This is a genomic window from Flavobacterium nitrogenifigens, assembly GCF_003254565.1.
Lineage (GTDB): Bacteria > Bacteroidota > Bacteroidia > Flavobacteriales > Flavobacteriaceae > Flavobacterium > Flavobacterium nitrogenifigens.
Genome location: NZ_QJRI01000180.1, coordinates 211,026 through 232,755, shown reverse-complemented (window position 1 = coordinate 232,755; position 21,730 = coordinate 211,026). Strand labels below are relative to the sequence as shown.

General features: G+C 34.9%; 19 protein-coding genes. 3 read left to right on the top strand and 16 right to left on the bottom strand.

What is annotated here, in order from left to right; translation table 11 throughout:
• Positions 1 to 70: 70 nt before the first annotated feature.
• From DM397_RS19555 to DM397_RS19545, 3 genes are all read left to right on the top strand, one after another.
• On the top strand, positions 71 to 3,589 hold the full coding sequence (locus DM397_RS19555) for a nitrate reductase (protein WP_111379131.1): 3,519 nt from the start codon (positions 71 to 73) through the stop codon (positions 3,587 to 3,589).
• Positions 3,590 to 3,723: 134 nt separating this feature from the next.
• Complete coding sequence (locus DM397_RS19550; protein ID WP_111379130.1) at positions 3,724 to 5,154, top strand: rubredoxin; 1,431 nt, start codon at positions 3,724 to 3,726, stop codon at positions 5,152 to 5,154.
• Between the two features lie 140 nt (positions 5,155 to 5,294).
• Positions 5,295 to 5,945 (top strand): hypothetical protein, encoded by a 651-nt coding sequence (locus DM397_RS19545; protein WP_111379129.1) that lies wholly within the window; start codon positions 5,295 to 5,297, stop codon positions 5,943 to 5,945.
• Between the two features lie 280 nt (positions 5,946 to 6,225).
• On the opposite strand, the gene moaA is transcribed toward DM397_RS19545, so the two are convergent.
• From moaA to DM397_RS19465, 16 genes are all read right to left on the bottom strand, one after another.
• Positions 6,226 to 7,233 carry a GTP 3',8-cyclase MoaA gene (moaA, locus tag DM397_RS19540; RefSeq protein WP_111379128.1) on the bottom strand — a complete coding sequence of 336 codons (1,008 nt, stop codon included), beginning with the start codon at positions 7,231 to 7,233 and terminating at the stop codon, positions 6,226 to 6,228.
• Positions 7,220 to 8,134 carry a bifunctional molybdenum cofactor biosynthesis protein MoaC/MoaB gene (gene moaCB, locus DM397_RS19535; protein ID WP_111379127.1) on the bottom strand — a complete coding sequence of 305 codons (915 nt, stop codon included), beginning with the start codon at positions 8,132 to 8,134 and terminating at the stop codon, positions 7,220 to 7,222. Before moaCB ends, moaA begins: the two co-directional genes overlap by 14 nt.
• 9 nt (positions 8,135 to 8,143) lie before the next feature.
• On the bottom strand, positions 8,144 to 8,575 hold the full coding sequence (locus tag DM397_RS19530; protein ID WP_066034044.1) for a molybdenum cofactor biosynthesis protein MoaE: 432 nt from the start codon (positions 8,573 to 8,575) through the stop codon (positions 8,144 to 8,146).
• Between the two features lie 61 nt (positions 8,576 to 8,636).
• A complete protein-coding gene (moeB, locus tag DM397_RS19525) occupies positions 8,637 to 9,728 on the bottom strand; it encodes a HesA/MoeB/ThiF family protein (RefSeq protein WP_111379126.1) in 1,092 nt (363 codons plus the stop codon).
• Between the two features lie 10 nt (positions 9,729 to 9,738).
• A complete protein-coding gene (locus tag DM397_RS19520; protein WP_111379125.1) occupies positions 9,739 to 9,978 on the bottom strand; it encodes a MoaD/ThiS family protein in 240 nt (79 codons plus the stop codon).
• 2 nt (positions 9,979 to 9,980) lie between these two features.
• Positions 9,981 to 10,769 carry a uroporphyrinogen-III C-methyltransferase gene (gene cobA, locus DM397_RS19515; RefSeq protein WP_111379124.1) on the bottom strand — a complete coding sequence of 263 codons (789 nt, stop codon included), beginning with the start codon at positions 10,767 to 10,769 and terminating at the stop codon, positions 9,981 to 9,983.
• A 5-nt stretch (positions 10,770 to 10,774) separates the two neighbouring features.
• Positions 10,775 to 11,347 (bottom strand): molybdenum cofactor guanylyltransferase, encoded by a 573-nt coding sequence (locus DM397_RS19510; protein ID WP_111379123.1) that lies wholly within the window; start codon positions 11,345 to 11,347, stop codon positions 10,775 to 10,777.
• A 94-nt stretch (positions 11,348 to 11,441) separates the two neighbouring features.
• On the bottom strand, positions 11,442 to 12,188 hold the full coding sequence (locus DM397_RS19505) for a sulfite exporter TauE/SafE family protein (RefSeq protein WP_111379122.1): 747 nt from the start codon (positions 12,186 to 12,188) through the stop codon (positions 11,442 to 11,444).
• A gap of 129 nt (positions 12,189 to 12,317) precedes the next feature.
• Complete coding sequence (locus DM397_RS19500) at positions 12,318 to 13,490, bottom strand: molybdopterin molybdotransferase MoeA (RefSeq protein WP_111379121.1); 1,173 nt, start codon at positions 13,488 to 13,490, stop codon at positions 12,318 to 12,320.
• Positions 13,491 to 13,660: 170 nt separating this feature from the next.
• Positions 13,661 to 13,909, bottom strand: a complete 249-nt coding sequence (locus DM397_RS19495; protein ID WP_089059585.1) for a DUF6755 family protein — start codon at positions 13,907 to 13,909, stop codon at positions 13,661 to 13,663.
• A gap of 15 nt (positions 13,910 to 13,924) precedes the next feature.
• Positions 13,925 to 14,437 (bottom strand): QcrA and Rieske domain-containing protein, encoded by a 513-nt coding sequence (locus DM397_RS19490; protein ID WP_111379120.1) that lies wholly within the window; start codon positions 14,435 to 14,437, stop codon positions 13,925 to 13,927.
• A gap of 10 nt (positions 14,438 to 14,447) precedes the next feature.
• Positions 14,448 to 15,017 (bottom strand): 4Fe-4S dicluster domain-containing protein, encoded by a 570-nt coding sequence (locus tag DM397_RS19485; protein WP_111285404.1) that lies wholly within the window; start codon positions 15,015 to 15,017, stop codon positions 14,448 to 14,450.
• Between the two features lie 17 nt (positions 15,018 to 15,034).
• The gene (locus tag DM397_RS19480) at positions 15,035 to 17,251 is read right to left on the bottom strand and encodes a molybdopterin oxidoreductase family protein (protein ID WP_111379119.1); all 2,217 of its coding nucleotides are present in this window, start codon (positions 17,249 to 17,251) and stop codon (positions 15,035 to 15,037) included.
• A 151-nt stretch (positions 17,252 to 17,402) separates the two neighbouring features.
• A complete protein-coding gene (locus DM397_RS19475; RefSeq protein WP_111379118.1) occupies positions 17,403 to 18,452 on the bottom strand; it encodes an MFS transporter in 1,050 nt (349 codons plus the stop codon).
• 29 nt (positions 18,453 to 18,481) lie between these two features.
• On the bottom strand, positions 18,482 to 20,074 hold the full coding sequence (locus tag DM397_RS19470; protein ID WP_111379117.1) for a magnesium transporter MgtE N-terminal domain-containing protein: 1,593 nt from the start codon (positions 20,072 to 20,074) through the stop codon (positions 18,482 to 18,484).
• Positions 20,075 to 20,086: 12 nt separating this feature from the next.
• Positions 20,087 to 21,565, bottom strand: coding sequence for an MFS transporter (locus tag DM397_RS19465; RefSeq protein ID WP_111379116.1), 1,479 nt, complete (start codon positions 21,563 to 21,565; stop codon positions 20,087 to 20,089).
• Between the last annotated feature and the right edge of the window lie 165 nt (positions 21,566 to 21,730).

Below are 21,730 nucleotides of genomic sequence, written 5' to 3'. Positions count from 1 at the left end.
TATTTTTGCATAAGTACTTTTGTAAAGTCAGACTATTAACTAAAAGTAGTATCTCTAAATAGAACACTAAATGCAAACTACGAAGATCAAAACTACCTGTTCCTACTGCGGCGTTGGCTGCGGCATAATCGTGACCAATGATGCTAAAAATGGCGTAATGGTTGAGGGCGACAAAGATCATCCTGTAAACAAAGGAATGCTTTGTTCTAAAGGAATGAACCTGCATTACGTAGTCAACGATACTTCCGATAGAATTTTATATCCTGAAATGCGAGGAAGCAAATCCTATCCTCTAGAACGCGTAAGCTGGGATACTGCTCTCGATCGAGCCGCTGCGGTTTTTTCTTCTATCATCAAAAAACACGGTCCCGATAGTGTTGGATTTTATATTTCAGGACAATGCTTAACAGAAGAATATTATTTGGTAAACAAACTCGTTAAAGGTTTTTTAAAAACTAACAACATCGACACCAACTCAAGACTTTGCATGAGTTCTGCAGTTGTGGGTTATAAAAAAACTTTCGGAGAAGATTCTGTGCCCATTGCTTATGATGATATTGAATTGGCTGACACTTTTTTAATTACAGGCGCAAATCCGGCTTGGTGCCATCCTATTCTTTTCAGAAGATTAGAAAAACACAAAGAGAAAAACCCGAAAACCAAAATAATTTGCATCGATCCAAGACGAACAGATACTGCTGCTTTCGCCGATTTACATTTGCAGATTATTCCAGGTTCGGATATTATTTTATATCATGCGATTGCGAGACGTATTATCGAGAAAGGCTACGTCGATCATGATTTTGTAAAAAACCACGCTGAGAATTTCAAACAATATAAAGACTTAGTTTTAGGAACTTCTCTTGAGAAAGCTTCTAAACTTTGCGGAATTTCGGTAAACGATATCAAACTTGCCGCCGACATTATTGGTAAAGCAAAAGGTTTTATTTCACTTTGGGCAATGGGATTAAACCAAAGTGCTGTTGGCGTTGATAAAAATACGGCTTTGCTGAATTTATCACTTTTAACGGGACAAGTTGGAAAACCAGGCTCTGGTCCATTTTCTTTAACAGGCCAACCTAACGCAATGGGCGGACGAGAAGTGGGCGGAATGGCAACACTTTTGGCCGCACATAAAGATATTGCAAACCCTACGCATCGAAAAGAAGTAGCCGATTTTTGGGGTGTCGATGAGATTTCAGATAAACCAGGCTTAACTGCCACAGAAATGTTTGAAGCTCTTGAATCTGGAAAGATGAAAGCCGTTTGGATTATCTGCACCAATCCGTTAGTAAGTTTACCAGATTCACGCAGGGCTGAAAAAGCGCTTCAAAATGCTAAATTCGTAGTCGTTCAGGACATTTCTCATAATGCTGATACAGCCAAATTTGCCGATTTATTGTTGCCTGCTGCGGGTTGGCTAGAAAAAGAAGGAACGATGACCAATTCGGAACGTCGTATATCGTATCTCCCAAAAGGAATCAATGCGCCAGGAGAAGCGCTTCCGGATATTGAAATTTTAATTCGTTTTGCTAAAAAAATGAATTTCAATGGTTTCAATTTCAACAGTGCCGAGGAAGTTTACAAAGAACATTGTGCACTAACTAAAAATACCAATATTGATATTTCGTTTTTAAATTATAATCGTTTAAAAACTGAGGGAACTTTTCAATGGCCAGTTCCTGATTATAATCACCCAGGAACTCCTAGATTATTTACAGACAAAAAATTCTATACACCTTCTGGAAAAGCGATTTTTAATCTGCCAGTTTCTATCGAAAATACATCGGTTCAGCCAAATGACGAATTCCCTTTTATTTTGACAACGGGAAGAATTCGCGATCAATGGCATACGATGACCAAGACTGGAAAAGTATCACGATTATTGACACATATTCCAAGTCCAGTTTTAGAAATAAACCCGATTGACGCTTATAAAAACGATATTAAAAACGGAGATATTGTTACCGTTACAAGCAAAAATGGAGAAGTTCGTGTAAAAGCAAAAGTTACAGATTCAATCAAAGAAAAAGTCGTTTTTCTACCGATGCATTGGGGAAAACAACTCGAAAATGATTTAAACAGAACCAATAATTTAACGAATACTGTTGTCGATCCAATTTCAAAAGAACCTGATTTTAAGTTCACAACCGTTTCGATAAAAAAATATGTAAAACCTTTCCAGAAAATTGCAATTGTGGGCGCTGGAGCAGCTTCTTTCCGCTTCATCCAAAACTATCGTGAATTCAATTCAACCGACGAAATCATTGTTTTTTCTAATGAAATGAATCCGTTTTATAATCGAGTTTTGCTACCCGAATATATGACAGGAGAATTTACATGGGAGCAACTTTTAAAAGTGAAAGACGGAGAAACTTTCAATAAACTAAAAATCACCATGAAAGCCGGAGTCGCAATTGAGAAATTAGACCCGAAACAAAAAACAATTATTGACAGTCATGGCGAAACCCATACTTTCGATTCTTTGATTCTAGCAACAGGAAGCCGCCCTTTTATTCCAGAAAATGCACAGCTTCATCTTCCAGGACGATTCACTGTCAGAAGAAAAGAAGATGCTGATCGTTTGAAAAAACACTTAGACAATACGAATCTTCCGCCAGAAGAGCAGCATGTTGTCATTATTGGCGGCGGATTATTAGGATTAGAATTAGCGGCAGCTTTAAAACATAAAAAAGTAAAAACAACTATAATCCAGAGAGCTTCACGTTTGATGGAGCGTCAATTGGATCTAATTTCAAGTAAATTATTGGCTGAAGAAGTTCAGCTTCGCGATATTCAGATTTATTTTGATAATGAAGTCAGTACGGTTTTTGAAACGGATAATCCGAACGAAATTGAGATTGCTTTAAAAAGTGGTAAAATCATTACGGCCAATGCCATTGTGTACACCATTGGAACAATTCCAAATATCGAAATTGCTCGCGAAAGCGGACTTTCATGCGGTCGCGGTGTAAGGGTAAATCAGTATTTGCAAACTTCAAATCCAGATATTTTTGCTATTGGAGAAATTGCAGAATTTGACAATAAACTGTTCGGAATCACTTCTGCAGCTGAAGAACAAGCTGATATTCTAGCTAATTTCCTTGCAGGTGATATAAGCAGTTATTATAAAGGTTCGATTTTAATGAATATTCTAAAATTAGAAGATATCAACCTTTGCAGTATCGGCGATATTACGATTCCTGAAAATGATGACTCGTATGAAGAAATTGTTTTTGCTGATTTGAAAAAACGCTATTACAAAAAATGCATCGTAAAAGATGATCTTTTAGTCGGCGCGATTTTAATGGGAGATAAAAACGAGTTTGCCGAATTCAAAACTATGATCGAAAGCAAAATCGAATTATCAGACAAACGAAATACGCTTTTAAGAGGAAGCTCAGATGCAAAACCAGTTTTAGGTAAATTAGTCTGCTCGTGCAGTCAAGTCGGTGCCGGAAACATTGAAGAAACGATTAAAAGCGGTGTAAATGATTTTACAGAATTATGCAAAAACACAGGCGCAGGTTTAGGTTGTGGAAGCTGTAAAACAGAAGTTAAAGAGATATTGGCGAAGTGTAAAGTTTAGTGATCAGTGTTCAGAATTTTAGTAATCAGTAAAAAAACTGAATATCAAAAACTAAAATTTGTACACCGAAACTATGAACACTGCCTACTAAAAACTGAACACTAAAATTCTGAACACTGAATACTAAAGAAAAAATGGAACTAACAAGATTAATAGTAAAAGGAGGCGTTATTTCGCCAGGGGAACTTAGAGAAGTTGTAAATATCGCTTCAGAAGAAGGATTGGATTCTATTTCGTTTGGTTCCAGACAGGATATTATTTTTCCAAAAGGTTTTAAATCCTTGGATAAAACCACTTTAGGGAAACATCATTTTGTTTATCCCGATCAAAAAAGCGGTAATAATATTGTTTCTTCTTATGTTTCGACAGATATTTTTAGAAACACAAATTGGCTTACAGGAAACCGTTTTTTATATATTCTAGAAGAATTTAAAGAACAGCCAAAACTTAAAGTCAACATAACCGATCCGAAGCAACAATTAGTTCCCTTGTTTACAGGACATTTGAATTTTATTGCTTCAGAACATGAAGATTACTGGTATTTATACATTCGTCTTCCAAAATGGGAAAAAATGGAGGTTTATCCCGTTTTGCTTTACAGCTGGGACTTGGCTAAGATTTATTACGAAATTGAAAAAATTGCAGTAGAAGATTCAGTTGATATAGAAACTCTTTTTGCTTTGGTAAGTGAAGCTTTAGACACCAATAACAGAACGATTGATAAGCCATTGAATGTTCCATTTTATCCATTTCCTTATTACGAAGGGATGAACAGAATGGGAATCGATCAATATTGGTTGGGATTGTACTGGAGAAACAATTTATACGATTTGGATTTCCTGAAAGAAATGTGCGATTTGTGTTTTGAATGCAAAATCGGAAAAATCTGCATTACGCCTTGGAAATCTTTCATTATAAAAGGAATTCCAAAAGATCGAAAACTAGAATGGGAAAAATTCCTTGGAAAACGCGGTATCAACGTTCGCCATTCTTTATTAGAGTTAAACTGGCATTTACCAGTTGCAATGGAATGGGCATTGAATCTAAAGACTTTTCTAGTTAGAACATTAGATCAATTTGATATCAGCACATATGGATTAAATTTCGGAATTTCTGAGTACAATCGAGACGGGCATTATTTTACTTCGATTGTCATCGAAAAAAATGAACTCCCGGTAGCTTTGGAATCCATTAAGATACGTGATACCTACAATGTTTTATTTGCAAAGAATTTTGACCCAAATACTCGCGAATATATTGTGCATTCTCAAGATATCGACAAATTGGAACTGCCAACTATTTTAATCGAGTTAAGCCGAAAATATTTTGAAGAACTAGGAAATACACCATCTAAGACTACAGAAAAACAGCAGAAAAAAGAAAAACCACAGTTAGACATTTATCAATGTCAGGAATGTTTAACGCTTTATAATTCTGAATACGGAGACGAAACACAGGGAATTCCAAAAGGCCTTTTGTTTGAAAATCTTCCAGAAACCTATTGCTGTTCTCTTTGCGAAGCACCAAAAAGTAATTTTACAATTTTGGAAGCAGTTGAAAATTAATGAGTTCTAAAAAAGTGTCGTATTTTGTATTCAAAAATTGTGTATATTTAGCTTAACTAAGAATTTATCGTAAAGCCGCATACTTCAAAAGCTTTAAAACCATTTAGTTAACATCTATTTATTCAATAAAAAATACTGTTATGATAAAAAGAACAACACAATCTTCTGCCGAAAAAGCTACCGATATTCCAGCAGAAACAGCTGTAGAAAGTACTACAGAAATACAACCAGAAACTAAAACAACAGTTAGAAGAACTACCAGAACAGCTGTAAAACCAGCAGCAACTAAGACTTCAACAACGAAAACGGCAGCTACAAAATCGCCAGCTGCGAAAACAACAGCCACAAAAGCACCAACAGCTACTGTAAAACCTGCAGCAAAAACACCAGTAAGAGCTGCCTCTAAAGCAACTCCTAGCGCAACTGTGAAAAAAGCTGCAACAGCACCTGCAAAAAAAGAACCAATAGTTTCTGAAATTGTTGAAATTAAAACCAATGGTGTTGCAGCGAACAAACCTGTTGTAACTGTTGAAAAAATTGGCAAAGAAAAAAACGATATAAAATCTAAGCTGAAAGCTAAACTGAAAGCCAAAAAAGAGAAAGAAAAGAAAAGAGAAAAAGCGATTAAAGCTGTTATCAAAAAATTAGAAAAAGCTAAAAAAGCAAAACTAAAAGCAACTGAAAAGAAAAAAGAAAAGGCTAAAAAAGCGAAAGAAAAAGCTAAAGCTAAGAAAGTTGCCAACAAAAAAGCTAAGGCTCAGAAAAAGGCAAAAGCTAAAAAGAAAAAATAATATTCTGAGAAAGGTTTGACTTTGAAAAAGTTAAACCTTTTTTTATTTTCATTAACGATGTACATTCAGTTTGTCATTCTGAGGAACGAAGAATCGCACTAGAAACTCCGCACAGTAATTTGTCAATCTTTGTCGATTTGCGAGTGTGATTCTTCGTTCCTCAGAATGACAAAACTGTGCGGTTAAGGCTTCAACTTCGCTCAACCAAACAATTCGCAACTCACAATCAACAATTAACAATTCACAATTAACAATTCACAATTAATAATTAACAATTAACTTACCCTCCAATCGCAATCATACTACGATTGTCAAAATGTTTTTTAGGGTCGTCCATTTCATCCATCGTAACCATTCCTGCGCGTACTTTCTTTTTATTTTGAATCGATTCTGAAATTAAATCAGTAATGGATTCTCCATTTCTAAAAGCAGTCAATAAATCGGTTTCTGAATTCGAGAAAAGGCAGTTTTTTATTTTTCCATCTGCCGTCAAGCGGATGCGGTTACAACTATCACAAAACGGATTTGTGATGGAACTAATAATTCCGAAATCGCCTTGAAAGCCTTTTATTTTATAATTTCTAGAAGTGAAGTTTTTTTCGTCTTCTAATTTCAGAATTTCATCTGATGAAAACTGGGTTTCAACTAAAGATAAAATTTCTTTCTGTGAGACCATTTTGCTTCTATCCCACTCGTTTCCTGCGAAAGGCATAAATTCGATGAAACGAACTGAGATTGGCAGAAACTGAGTCAGTTTTACAAAGTCGACAATTTCGTTATCATTAAAACCTTTAATCAAAACGACATTTACTTTTACCTTAAATTCGTTATTCAAAAGCAAATGCAGATTATCAATCACTTTCTCAAACTGATTTCTAAGCGTTATTGAAGCGAATTTAGAGGAAACCAAAGTATCTAAACTCAAATTGATTTTTTTGACATTAAACTGTTTTAAAACCTCAATATGACGGTCAATTAGAATTCCGTTTGTAGTCAAAGAAAGTGAAATATCTAAATGCGATAATTTAGAAACTATTTCAGGAAAATCTTTTCTTAGTAAAGGTTCGCCACCAGTTAGTCTGATTTTGTCAACACCATTTTTTACGAAAGTTTGAGCAATGGCAAAAATCTCATCGGCAGTCATTAAACTGCTTTTTGGAGAAAGCGCAATTCCTTCAGCTGGCATACAGTACGTACAACGCAAGTTGCATTTTTCCAGCAGCGAAATGCGCAAATAATTATGCTTGCGCCCAAAACCATCCGTTAAAACAGTGTTAGAGGCTGTCATGATTTTTTCCTTTTAAAATATGAAAAACGTGCATTACATGCGGAAAAACAGCATCCATGGATTCTCTTACTCCGTTTGTTGAACCTGGCAAAGCCAAAACTAAACTTTTTCCTAATGTTCCTGCAACACTTCTTGAAAGCATTGCATATGGCATTCTTTGCTGACCGTAACTGCGAATAGCTTCTTCTATTCCTGGAATTCTGCTTTCCAATAATGGTTCTAAAGCTTCTGGCGTAACGTCTCTTGGAGACAATCCTGTTCCGCCTGTAAAAATTACCAGCTGATTTTCTTTAGCGAAAGCTTTTGTTTTTTCCTGAATAATATCCAATTCGTCTGGAATGATTTCATAATGAGAAGTCTCGACTCCGTATGAATCTAATTTTTCTACAATAGTTTTTCCAGAACGATCTTCTTTATCGCCCGCAAAAATCGAATCGGAACAAACGAAAACTGCGGCTCTAATTGCATTCGGAAATTTATTTTTGAAAGACGATTTTCCGCCTTCTTTATTAATTAATTTGATTGTTGAAATCTCAATTTCTTTATCAATTGGTTTCAGCATATCGTACATTGTTAACGCAACAATAGATGCACCGTGCATCGCTTCAACCTCAACTCCCGTTTTATAAACGGTTTTTACTTTGAAAATAATATGAATCTCTAAACCTTCAATATTGTATTCTACAGAAGTAAATTCAATTGGAAGCGGATGACAATCTGGAATGGACAAATGTGTATTTTTTACCGCAAATAATCCAGCAGTTTTTGCCATTTCCAAAACGTTCCCTTTTGGCACTAAATTATTGACAACTGCATCAATTGTTTCTTGTTTGCTAACTTTTACAATTGCGGTTGCTGTTGCGACTCTTAAAGTGCTTATTTTATGCGTAATATCTACCATTTTATTTTGTTAGGTATTTTGTTTCCAAGTGAATGTATCGTTTTCAAACATTTCTTTACCAAAAATCGGAACGTCTGTCTTAATCCAGTTTACAATGGCTTCTGTAGCTTCATAAACCTGTTTGCGTCGCGTTGCCGAAACAAAGACAAACAAACAGATTTCGCCTGCTTTTACAACACCTAAACTATGGTAAATGTGCATGCAGGTCAAATCAAATTTAGCAAAAGCCTTTTCACGGATTGCATACAAAGCTTCATTCGCCATATCTTTATATGCCGAATAATCAATTGCGACGACGGTGTTGTCGTGAATAACATCGGCACGAACTTGTCCCAAAAAGATATTATGTGCTCCAATCGTATGTTTGGATTGGTGTTTGGCGATTGATTCTGCAATAAATTCTGGAGAAATCGGTCCTTCTACAAATACATTTTTACTCATTATTTAGATTTTTTTTAGCCACGAATTCACGAATTAATTAAAATACTTTGCGTATAGATTTTCAAAAATAAAAATTCGTGAATTCGTGGCTATTCTTTTTATTTAGTATATTTTTCATTGCCAAAGCTCCGCCTGCAATACTTTTTATGTTTTTAAATCGATGTTTTTGAAGCAATTCGAATGCAATTTTACTCCTAATTCCAGATTGGCAGAAAATGTAAATCGTTTGTTTTTTATCCAGATTTTCCAACTTACTTTCCAAATGCATTAACGGAATCTGGATTTGATTCTTTAAACTGATTTTTGGCGATTCATCAGTATTTCGAACATCAAGAAAAAGAACCTCATCATTCTCCATTTCATTCAAAACCGATTCAAAACTCACTTCTTCAACTTCACATTTATTGTATTTTTCTTCGAATGCTTCTCTGGTTATGGTTTGAATATCGCTTTTTTCGAAATCATACTTTTGCTGTTCATTATTCAGAACATTATAAACCAATATTTTTCCGCTTAAAACTTCTCCAATTCCTAAAATCATTTTTAGAACTTCATTGGCCTGAAACATACCAATAATTCCAACTGAAACCCCTAACACTCCTGCTTCTTCACAATTTATCGCATTCGAGTTTTCATCAGGATATAGACATCTATAGGTTGGCCCATTTTGATAATTGAAGACCGAAACTTGTCCCTGAAACCTGAAAATTGATCCATAAACCATTGGTTTATTAGTCACGAAACAGGCATCGTTTATTAAATATTTAATTGCGATGTTGTCAGTCGCATCAACTATACTATCATATTTTTCAAATAACGAAATGGCATTTCTTCCAGATAATTTTTCAGAAATTGCTTTTACTTTCACTAAAGGATTCAATTCAGCAATCATTGCTTTGGCTTCCTTAGCTTTTGATTTTCCGATAGCATCAGTTTTGTAAATTACTTGTCTTTGAAGATTAGAAATTTCAATAACATCGTGATCTACAATTCCGATTTCTCCTACTCCTGCTGCAGCAAGATAAGGCAGAATCGCAGCGCCCAAGCCTCCTGCACCAATTACTAAAACCTTTGATTTAGCTAATTTCTGCTGGCCTTCCTCTCCTATTTCTGGAAGTATCATTTGTCTGTTATATCGGGTTGATGAACTCATAAATTATGTTTTATCCTCCAGCAAATGGTGGCAATAATGCTACAATATCGCTGGTCTGTAAAGTGTAATCTGAAGTTTTTGAAACTATTTTTTGATTTACTGCAACGCTGAAAGTCAACGCATCGAATTCATATTTTTTGTTTAAATCCTGCAATAATTTCTGCAACGACAATTCTTCTGAAAAAGATAATTTTTCGAATTCGCATTTTGTCTTTTCAGCGACAGCTCCAAAATATTTAACCTCAATCATTTTTATAAATTTAAATTTTGAAAAATAAATTCGTCATCAAAGTGTTCCTGAAAATATGAAATCCAACTTGATGTATTTCTAACGACTTCCCCGATAACGATAATTGCCGGCGATGATATATTTTTTTCAGCTACCAATTTAGTAATTGTATTGATAGTTCCGATTACTTTTTGTTCTGAATTTTTGGTTCCGTTTTGAATAATCGCAATTGGCAGATCGTCATTTCTGTTTTCCTGATAGATTGAAATAATTTCATTCAATTTATGCATTCCCATTAAAATAACCACAGTTGCTGCCGATTTTGAAGCCAAATGAACATCTTTCGATAATTCATGAGATGAAGTTGTTCCTGTGATAACCCAGAAACTTTCGGCCACTTTTCGCTGCGTCAAACTAATTCCAACCGAAGCAGGGACTCCTAAAGCAGATGAAATTCCCGGAACAATAGCCGTTTCAATCCCGAAATCTTCTGCAAATTCGATTTCTTCACTTCCTCTACCAAAAACAAACGGATCGCCGCCTTTTAAACGAACCACATGTCCATGAGTTTTTGCCATCGAAACAATCAAATCGTTAATTTGATCTTGTGTATAAGCATGGCAACCTAAACGTTTTCCAACAAAAACAATTTCTGCATTCGATGCATATTCTAATAATTCTTCGTTTACCAAAGCATCATACAAAACTACATCAGCACTTTTTAAAGCTTTTATGGCTTTCATCGTAATTAGTTCGACATCTCCTGGACCTGCGCCAACGATTGTCAATTTGGGTGTTTTTAAGCTTTGCATAATCCTTAACTTAAATTGATATTCAAATCGTTTAATTCGTCTGCCGAATTAATATTCGTCAAATGAAAGTTTTCACTTTCTTCTATTTTAATAATCTGATGTGGCACTCTTGCAAGAAGATCCATCATTCTCAATTCATCTGAATCGATAGCCTTTTTTATAATTGGAACAATTTCTTTAGAATAAATTCCGATTAACGGATGTGTTTTACTATCAGAAGCAAAAACAGTAATCCCTGCTTCTTGCGTATGTTTCGAAATTAATTCTTGCAATAATTCGGTTGAAATTAACGGAATATCACAACTTAAAATGAGATTGAACTCGGTTTCAGAATGCGATAAAGCCGTATAAATTCCGCCCAGCGGGCCTTTATCTATAATTAGATCAGGAATTTTTTCATATTTCAAATAATCATATTCTTTTGAAGCGGTTACTAATTTTATATTATTTGTAATCGGTAAAATTGCCTGAATTATATGTTCTATAAATGGTTTTTCCTGAAACAAAACCAATCCTTTTTCTGACTGCATTCTGGAGCTTTTTCCTCCGCAAAGAATAAATACTGTTAGTGTTTCCATTTTCTTTTTGTTTCAGGTTTTCTTTGTTTTAAGTTTCAAGTTTTAGATTCATTATCCAATTATCTAAATAACTAATTATCTCATTTTTCTATTTTCAAGGAAAAATCAATTTAACGCTTGCCATTAAAATCACAGTTCCTAATACCATTTTTAATGTTTTATTGGAAAAAGAGCCACTTCCGTAGAATCCTCCCAACATTCCTCCCACAACCGCAATTGGAACTAAGTAAAAACTTTCCATTGGAATTGTTTTTCCTCCTAAAAAGAATCCTAACATTCCCGCAAATGAATTCACAAAAATGAACAAACTCGAAATTGCCGCTGATTCTTTTACCGACGCCCATCCTAAAAACAATAGAATCGGACTTAAAATAATTCCACCGCCAATTCCTAACATTCCCGATAATAATCCGATTGCAAAACCAATTGCCAAAGCAAACGGAAGATTTATTTTTACTTCTTCTTTTTCTTTAAAATTAAATACTCCAAACAATCTCAAGGCTGCAAAAACCAATACAATTCCTAAAACAATTTTATATATCGCATTATCCAAGGTTATAAAACCCCCAATAAACGCTGCGGGAATCGATGCAATCGCAAACGGATAAAAGAGCTTTGGCTTGAAATAATTATTCTTATAATAAAACAAAAACGAAATACTCGAAACAAACAAATTCAATAACAAAGCCGATGGTTTCATTACCGAAACTGGAAAAGCAAAAATGCTCATCAATGCTAAATATCCCGAAGCTCCGCCATGCCCAACGCTTGAATATAAAAACGCAATTACAATTAATGCGAAACTGAATAATAGTATGTTTTCAGAATTTAGGAGGTTCATTTGGTATTTGTTTGTTTCAGGTTTAAAGTTTCAAGTGACTCAGCCATATGTTTTTATTTACATACTGCTTTTCATCTTTAATAACTAAAATCTTTTTTTTCTTAGCGCTTTATTCTATTTTCTTAAAATCTAATCAATTGGCAATAATGTTACCAATTGCCCTTTTTTATAATTTTCAATATCTTCTGGAACAATTAGTAAACTATTTGCAACTGCAAATGTGTTTAGCATTGCAGAACTTTGTCCATCTAAAACTGTTACGCTTGTTTCGTCGTATTTTGCTTTTAAAAACAATGTTTTTCCTGTATTGTTTTTTATTTCTGAGTTTAATTTTCGAACTACTTTCGGTTTGTGAATTTCCGAAAATCCAATTCTGTTTTTCACCGCCGGAGCAACATAAATATAAAAATTAGTCAGAGATGAAGCCGGATTTCCCGGAAGCGCAAAAACTAAAGTCTCATTTTTAGATCCAAAAAACATTGGCTTTCCTGGCTTTTGACTGATTTTATAAAAAAGTTCTTTTACATCGTTTTGCAATAATGCTTCTTTTACAAAATCATAATCTCCAACCGAAATTCCGCCAGAAATAAGAACGATATCATATTTTTTTAAAATCCCTTGCAACGCTTTTTTTGTTGCTTTCAGATTATCTTTTACTCTGTAAACTTTCGTTTTTTCAATTCCGATAGTTTGAAGCGCTGCTTCTAACATAACCGAATTACTTTCGTATATTTTCCCTTTTTTTAGCTTCTCACCTGCCTGAACTAGTTCATTTCCTGTTACTAAAATCGCTACTTTCGGTTTCTTATAAACTTCAATTTCTGTAATTCCTAAGCAAGCCAAAAAACCAATTGCTGCAGGTGTAATCAAAGTATTGGCTTCAAAAACAATTTCATCTTTAGCAATCTGTTCTCCTTTTGGACGAACGTTTGACAATTTCTCTGGCATTGTAGCAATTAAAATCGAATCTTTATTTGCCATCACATGTTCCTGCATTACCACTGTATCAGCATCATCTGGAACATAAGCTCCTGTAAATATTCTAATTGCTTCAGTTGCTTTCAGTTTTATATTTGAATGATCTCCAGCCTGAGAAATTCCAACAACATCATATTGATGGCGAATACTGTGTGTAAACGCATATCCATCCATCGCTGATTGGCGAAAGGGAGGCATATTGATTGGCGAAATCACCTTTCTTGCTAAAACATATCCTAAAGCTTTGTTTACCGAAATATGTTTGGTTGGCATTTTAGTACTATTCGCTTCAATAATTGCTATGGCTTCTTCAACTTTAATCATTATGCTGGTGTATATTTAAAAGCAAAAAATACTTATTACAAATATAAGTATTTTTACTTAGTTAAAATCATTAAAAAACCTTAATTCTTTAAAAAATATAAATTTAGCGTAATTAATGCAAATAGATTCATAAAAAACCAAAATAGCTTTTTGAAATTAAGAATTTCGTTTTATTTGTTTCTGAAATTTCCCTTTGGAAGATAATAAAGCCAAGCAAAACCAATTAAAAATAAGATGGCAGAAGCGATAAAAGCGGGAATTAAAATCTCTTTATTATTATCTAATGCATTGTTTAATGATGCATACAAAAGCCAAATTTGAATGCTTACATTTAAAATCAGAATAAAGATAAGTGTCGAAAGTATGTTGTTCAATTTATTCGGATTCGCTCTGTTTTGGCTTCTTCTAAATGTGCTCATAATTCAAAATTTAAATTAGCTTTCTTTTTTTTCAATTAATGCTTTTACAAAAACAGCATTTTCTTTAAAAACTACCTCTAACTGTGGTAAAGCTCTCGGTGGAGGCCCAGCAATTACATCTCCCGTCATGGCATCAAACGATCCTTCGTGACATGGGCAATGTATAATTCCGGTTCCAGGTTTATAAAAAACAGAACACGAAAGATGCGTACATTTTTGTTCGTAAGCTCTAAATTCACCACTTTCTAAATGAATTAAAATATACGGAATTGTACTTCCTTCTAAAACAAAACCTCTCGTCCCTCCAACCGGAACATCTTCTTTATTGCAAATAAAATGCTCGCCTTGCACTTCTTCCTTTGGCAATAAAAAAGCTTTTGCAGTCACAAATCCAGTTCCCACCATTAAGCCTCCAGAAACAAAAGTTAAGAATTTGGCAAAATCGCGTCGACTGACCTGAGTTGATTCTTGTTTTTTTAGTGGAAAATCTTTTTTCCAGTTTTCATTTAAATTATCTTCTTTAGACATGATTTGTCATTTAATAAATTCGTAATTCTGTACTGCCTTTTGGCATCATAATATTGACTTTGGTTTTCACTTTTTCTTTTCCAAAAATGAAATTATTAATTGGTGTGCTGTTTGGTCTCATTTCTTCAATTTGTTCTCTGGTGCCATAAAACAAAGCACCGCTAGGGCAAACTGTTGCACACATTGGTTTTTTCCCTACGCTAGTTCTGTCATAGCACATGGTGCATTTCATCATCAAATCGTATTCTTCGACTTTTTTGGGCACTCCAAACGGACATGCCATTACGCAGTTTGAGCAGCCAATACATCTTTCTGTGCTTGCCGTGTGAACTACGCCAAATTCATCTTGTGAAATAGCGTCTGCAGGACAAACATTAGCACAAACTGGATCTTCGCAATGCATACAAACTTGAACTGTTGTCTGAATAGTTGCCGCACGATCTACATAATTTACGCTGATTAAAGTTTGCTGCCCATTGGTTTCACACTCAGCGCAAGCCATCTCGCAAGCTTTACAGCCAATGCAGCGTTGCATATCTACAAAAAATTCTTCGCTGGTATTAAAATTCGTTAAATTCATACTATTCTTTTTATAGATTAAACACTTGCATAAGCTTCAGATTCTTTTGCTGGCGGGGCAATTGCCCCTTGCGGAAATAATTGGCAGGCACAGACTTTAAACTCAGGAATTTTAGAAATTGGATCTAATGTTCCTGGCGTTAATTGATTGGCCGATTTATGTCCTGGCCAGTGATACGGAATGAAAACAGTATCTTTTCTAATAGTTTCTACAATATTTGCTGGAAAAATTCCTTCGCCTCTACGCGTTACTACTCGAACTAATTCACGTTGTTTAATATTATATTTTGTCGCCATTTCTGGATGGATTTCGACCATTGGTTCCGGAAACTGATCCACTAATTTTCCAATTCTTCGGGTTTGTGTTCCGCTTAAATATTGCGAAACTACACGTCCAGTTGTCAGTGTTATTGGATATTCATCATCGGTAACTTCACCCGGAAGTTTATATGGCGCGGGATTAAAATGCGCTTTCCCGTCAGGCGTTTTAAACTTTTTATCTTCCCAAAGTCTTGGTGTTCCCGGATGATCTTCAGTTGGACAAGGCCAGAAAACACCCATATTATCTTCTACTTTTTTATATGTGATTCCGAAATAATCTGCAGTTCCGCCTTTTGAAGCTACACGTAATTCATTGAAAATTTCTTCGCTATTATTGTAAGTAAATTTATCTTTTTCGCCCAAACGCTCAGCAATTTCTAATAAAATCGAAGTATCTGTTCTTGCTTCACCCGGTGGCGTAACGGCTTGCCTGATTCGAATAACGCGTCCTTCTGCAGAAGTTGTTGTTCCTTCTTCTTCTTCCTGTAAAGAGCCTGCCAAAACAATATCGGCATGACGGGCAGTTTCATTCAAAAAGAAATCAATACATACATAAAACTCTAATTTTTCTAAAGCTGATCGTACGTAATTATTGTTTGGAAGCGAAACCAACGGATTAAAACAAATAGAAATTAAGCCTTTTATTTCATCTCTATGAATTGCTTCGATAATTTCGTATGCCGTAAGTCCTTTTCCAGGTAAATCTTTCTCATCAATTCCCCAAACTTCAGAAATATATTTTCTATGTTCTGGATTTTCAATATCTCTGTTTCCTGGCAATTGATCGCATTTATGTCCATGTTCCCTGCCTCCCTGACCATTTCCTTGTCCTGTAATTGTTCCATAACCACAATATGGTTTTCCGATTCTTCCAGTTGCTAAAACCAAATTGATACAGCCTACAACATTATCTACGCCTTTTGAATGATGCTCAATTCCTCTTGCGTGCAATAAAAAGCTTGTTTTTGCTTTTCCCCATAATTCGGCAGCAGCTTTTATTTTTTCCTTGTCAATTCCAGTTACTTCTTCTGCCCATTCTAAAGTATAATCTTTTACGGCATCAATTGTTTCTTGAAATCCAGATGTATAATTATCGATAAAATCATGATCTAACATATCGTGATCTACCAAATATTTCAGCATTGCGCCATATAAAGCCGAATCTGTTCCGGGTTTTACGTCAAGATGAATATCGGCAGTTCTTGCCAGCGGAATCATTCTAGGATCGATTACAATTAATTTTGCACCACGATCTCTGGCTTTCCAAATCCAATGAGTAAGAGTTGGAAATGTTTCACTGATATTCGCTCCGGTTACGATAATAACTTCAGCATATTCTAAATCAGAATAATTGTTTGAAGCACGATCTAGACCAAAAGCTTTTTTATTTCCAGCTCCAGCGCTTACCATACAAAGTCTGCCGTTATAATCCAGATTTCTTGTTTTTAAGGCAACGCGGGCAAATTTTCCAACCAAATAACTTTTTTCATTTGTCAATGAAACCCCAGACAACATGGAGAAAGCATGTTTTCCATATTTTTCCTGAATTCTTTTTATTTCAGAAACCGTTTTGTCCATTGCATCATCCCAGGAAACTTTCTCAAAACCTTTTCCTTCTACTCTTTGTATTGGATATAAAAGACGATCTGGATGATTATTTTGAAGATAACGCTGTACTCCTTTTGGGCATAAACGGCCTTCATTAAAAGGAAATTCCATCCATGGCTCAAAACCTACAACTTTGTTTTCTTTCACCATTAATTGAATCCCGCATTGCATGCCACAGAAACAGCAATGCGTTTTTACAACTTCATCTGGTTCATCTCTCCCAGCATAACCGTCTACTGGCGCGTAGTTTAAATGTGGTCCAAAGTCATCTATTATTTTCTCTATTGATACTGGTAGTTTTGCCATTTTTTTTTAGTTTTCAGTCTCAGTCCCAGTGTCAGTTTAAATTGTAAACCGCTAAATGTGACTGCATACTTTTTATTAGTTTTCAGTTTTCAGTCTCGGCCTCAATTTAATCTGTAAACTGAATACTGCGACTGAATACTTTTTAAATAAATTATCCAAATAAATTACCGCCTTCTAATCTGGCTTTTAAATGTGCTTGTGCTAAGCGCGATCTTTTTCCCTCAGGACTTAAATCAAGATGAGAAGTTCCATCTTCATGAGTAAAATCGAAACCTAATTGTTTGGTTACAATTTTTAAATCTTCGATATGAAGCTTCGTTGCAAATTCGTCGCCTGTATGAGGGCAAACAGCCATTCCTTTTTTAATTCCCTCTTGCTTATAAATATGTGCTCCAATTTGCGCAGGACGCTGAATGATGTGAAAGAATTTCCCAAACGGAATCCAAAGCAAAAACATAATCACTGTAACACAATGAATTACAGCGAGAAAATCATAAGCAAAACCTTTCATGAATTGATACGAATAAGTCAAACACAATCCAGTAACTGAAATCGCTATTAATAGAATAAGAGGCAATAAATCACCTTCAAATGTTTGTGTTGCAATAAGTCCAGGATTGGTTAACCTTCTTCTTAAATAATAAACTGAACCAATTATAACAAGCCATGAAGACCAGTTTAATGCATGAAAAATTAGAAATGCTAAAAATGAATTTATTTGAAAATCCATCATTTTGAATCCGAAGAAATGTGCTTCGTAAATGGAAATGGAATTAGGCGCCAAAGTAAAGTGAATCCATCCAAACGTAAGCGGAATTGTAATCGCAAAAGCGGATAAACATCCTATAGCAATACAAAAATGGGCAAACCAGCGCCATTTGCTTCTCGGATAAATAAATCTCTGAACTAAAATATTCTGTACTGATTCTTTTCCTAAAAACCATAAATGCGAAAACACTTTTCCGGTAAAAAGAAATTTAAGGCTCCTTTTAAAATACATCCAAGTTGGAGGTCTTTGAAGCCAAACTGTGTACCGATAAACGATTCCGAAGAATGCAAAAACAGTTCCGAATAAATAAGTAACTAGTGCTGCATCAAAATTTTGCAATTGTCTTGAACCGTAAAATACTAGTATAATTGTAAGTAGGGAAACCAGTGTTGCAACCAGTAAAGCTTTGGTATTAAACGTTTTATTTTTCATCCTTAATTTTTATTTTAATGATTACTTCTTTAACTTGGTTTCTCACAATTCTTACGATTGTAAAACCACCAATTGATACCTGTAGCTAATATAGTAAAAAAAGCAACACCAATAAAGAATTGATTTACAGTACCATTAGCCGAAATATTATTTCCTATTAATTTAGAAAAGATAAATGGTCCAAATGCCGCAATTGCAGCTGTCCAACCAATAACTCCTGCTGCCTGACGAGGATTCTCTTTAAAAATAATTGGATATTGTCTAAAAGTACCTGCATTTCCAATTCCGGTGAAAAAGAACATTGCTAAAATTACTGCTACAAAAAGAGGAAACTGATCCATACTTGTTGGTGCAACTAATCCTTGAGTCACTAAAATAATAGCTCCGGCCAAAATTCCTAAACCTGTTATGGTTGTCAATACGGCTCCTCCTACTTTATCTGCAACAAATCCAAAAGCAATTCGGCTGGCAGAACCTATTAACGGTCCATAAAAAGCATATACTAAAGGATCTGGCGCATTTGGAAAATCTCCATATAAAAATTTAATCATTAATGGAAAAGCGGCAGATAAACCTGCAAAAGTTCCAAAAGTCATTACGTACGTAATTGTACAATACCATGTATGTTTGTTTGAGAAAATATCCAATTGCTCTTTTACAGAAGCTTTCATTGGAATGCTTCTTAAATAAAACCAGCTCACTATTGCCATGATTATTAAAAAAGGTGCAAACCAAAATGCGGCAGACTGCAAGTAAATTGGCTTATTTTTTACTGCCGTATTTTCAGGACTGATATTGTTTATAATTTTTTCGGCTAATTTTGGATTTGCATTTGCAATCGCTTTTGCTTTTGCCTTAACAGGAAGTGAAGCAAAAACAACTGCATTGTCTTGAGAGTTCACGGCCGTACTTACAGAATCAACAATGTTTTTCTTTACATTAGAAAGAATTTTCGTTTGTACTTCACTATCTAGAGTGGCAAAAACTTCTTTTTGCTTTTCGATTGATGAGTTTTGAAAAACGGCCAATGTTTCTTTCGGGTCAATGCTTGTAAAAACAGTTGAAGCTCCAAAAATTCCAACACTAATTACTAATGGAGTAACAAATTGCGCTATTGAAACACCAAAATTTCCAATTCCTGCCTGAATTCCTAATGCAGTTCCTTTTAATCGCTGAGGAAAAAATAAACTTGTACTTGGCATATATGAAGAGAAGTCGCCGCCCCCAAAACCTGTTGTAAAAGCCAAAACTGCAAAGACCCAGAAAGGTGTATTTACATTCATAATTGCAAAACCAATTCCGATTACGGGAATTAATTTAATTGCGGTTGCCAAAGATATAATATGGCGTGTTCCAAAAATTGGAAGCAAAAACGTGTGAATAATTCGCAATAATCCCGCTGCCAATCCAGGAATTGCGGTCAGCCAAAAAAGCTGATCCTTTGAAAAGTTAAATCCTAATCCAGGTAATTTAACTGCTATAACACTCATCATGAACCATGAGGCAAATGATAATACTAATGTGATTGTTGTAATTGTTAATGTTCTCCATGCAATTTTACTTCCGTCAGAATTCCAATATGCTTCATCTTCAGGATTCCATTTGTCTAACCAAGTTTTCATGTTTATTTAAATTTATTGTTTGTCTTCTATTTCTCTAATAAAATCAGGTGATTTGCTTCGCATGGCAGTTATAATCGTTCTATGCATCCATACCAAACAAAGAACAGAAACCAGAAATATGAAAATCCATGAGCTTGTCCAGAGTCCGGTATAATTGAGGAGATAACCAAAGATTATTGGTCCTAAAAATCCACCGAGACCGCCAATCAAACCAACCATTCCCCCTATAACTCCAACTTCATTTGGAAAATATTCTGGAATATGTTTGTAAACAGCCGCTTTACCAATCCCCCAGGAAACTCCTATCAGCGTTACCAAAACCACATATACCCAAAGATTCGCACTGAAGTTGATTTGGGTAATTCCCTTTGCTAATAATTCTTTCTTTTTGACTTCTTGATTTTGTTTTACGATAATTTCCTGCCAAGATCTTTTTACAGGAAAAACAGAGGATTCACTATTTATTTCCAAATCTTTTTTACTGTTGATTGGGTGTGTTTTTCCGTTGACTATAATTTTATCTGTCGAGATTTCTGTTACTGTTCCATTGCTTGAAGACATAACTCCAGGGCCCGCAGTGAAGATTTCCATTTTTGGAAACATCAGTAAAAAACTGATTACAATGGATGAGCCCAAAACCCAGTACATTACTTTTCTAGCTCCAAATTTGTCTGAGAGATATCCTCCAAAAGCCCTTATTATTCCCGATGGAAGACTGAACATTGTAGCAAACATACCGCCCATTACCAAAGTGGTATTATACACATTCATAAAATTGGGCAGAAGCCACTGTGAGTAGGCTACAAAAAATCCGAAAACTAAAAAGTAATAGGCTCCAAAACGCCACACACGAGTCTTTTTAAGCGGAGACATAAGTTCTCCTATACTCTTCGAAACGCCATGATTGGTTTTATTTTTAGCAAAAACAATAAAAAGAATTCCAATAATTGCAAGTACAGAAGCATAAATAACTGGAAGCATTTTCCAGCCGTTTACAGGATCATTTTCTGATAAATTATTTAATAAAGTTGGCGCAATGAAAGTGGTAAGTGCTGCGCCAGCATTTCCCATTCCGAAGATCCCTAACGCCCTACCTTGCCATTCTTTTGGATACCATATAGAAGTATAGCCAATTCCGACAGCAAAACTGGTTCCTACTAACCCGAAGAAAAAGCTTAGAATAGCAAAACTCCAAAAGGAATCTGCAAAAGGCATTAAAAAAAGCGGCACTGAACACAGCAAAAGCAAAACAGAAAAAATAATCTTTCCACCATATTTGTCGGTTAAAATCCCAATTGGAAGTCTGAAAATTGAACCCGAAAGTATAGGAATCCCTAAAAGCCAGCCAATTTCTACAACTGTAAAATTAAATATTCCCTTATCTGCCAGAAAGGTGATCAAAACGCCGTTTAGCGTCCAGCAGGCAAAACATACAGTAAAAGCAAGCGTATTAAGAAATAAAATTCGATGGGATTGAGACAAATTATTCATAAACTATTAGGATTACTTAGATATAACTAAATGATAGTCATCAATTATACAAGCAAAATTATAGTCACAAATTCATATTTTACATGACATATATCATATAAAAGACATTTTTATCTTATTTTAAAATTTCCTAAATAACCAAAGTTTATTTCATAAAAAAAACCT